A 906-nucleotide genomic window follows, 5' to 3' on the forward strand; every position below is an offset into this window, starting at 1 on the left:
GGCCCGCGCCGGTGAATGACCTCGGCCTTGTACAGCCCGTTGATGGTCTCGGCCAGTGCGTTGTCGTAGCTGTCGCCCTTGGAGCCCACTGAGGGCTCGATTCCGGCCTCGGCCAGCCGCTCGCTGTAGCGGATCGACAGGTATTGCGAGCCGCGGTCGGAGTGATGCACCAGGCTATCGGACGGCTTGCGGTCGTACAGCGCCTGCTCCAATGCGTCTAGTACGAACTCGGTGTGCATCGAACTGCTCTGACGCCAACCCACGATGCGCCGGCTGAACACGTCGATGACGAACGCCACATACACCCAGCCCTGCCAGGTTGAGACATAGGTGAAGTCCGAGACCCACAGCTGGTTCGGCCGCTCGGCCCGGAACTGCCGATTGACGCGGTCCAACGGGCATGGCGCCTTGAGATCGGGAATGGTGGTGCGCACGGCCTTGCCTCGGCGCACACCCTGCAGCCCGAGCTGGCGCATCAGCCGCTCGACGGTGCAGCGCGCCACGGCGACGCCTTCGCGGTTGAGCTGGCGCCAGACCTTCTCGGCGCCGTAGACCTGATGGTTGGCCTGCCAGACGCGCTGCACCTGCGGTAGCAGTTGCACGTCGCGCTGAGCTCGCAAAGAGCGCAAGGCCGGGCTGCGCTGGCACGCGACGTGGCGCCAGTACGCCGATGGGGCAATCTGCAGGACGCGGCAGATCGGCTCGACCCCAAGCTGCTGGCGGTGCTGGTCGATGAACGCCTTCAAGACTTGATGCGGCGGTCGAGCTCCGCCTGGGCGAAAAACGCGCTGGCCAGCTTCAGAATCTCGTTGGCCTTGCGCAGCTCGCGCACCTCTCGTTCCAGTTCCTTGATGCGCTGAGCCTCCGCAGTCGAGACACCGTCTCGCTGGCCGGCATCGACCTCGT

General features: G+C 66.0%; 1 pseudogene and 1 other annotated feature. The pseudogene reads right to left on the reverse strand.

Annotated elements, in window-relative coordinates:
• Positions 1–906, reverse strand: a pseudogene (locus AC1Q6P_RS23975) (IS3 family transposase); the annotation flags it as partial.
• Positions 672–788 (reverse strand) — a sequence feature (AL1L pseudoknot). Its footprint overlaps the pseudogene before it by 117 nt.

It is taken from the genome of Roseateles sp. GW835-FHT13E02, from assembly GCF_058794035.1.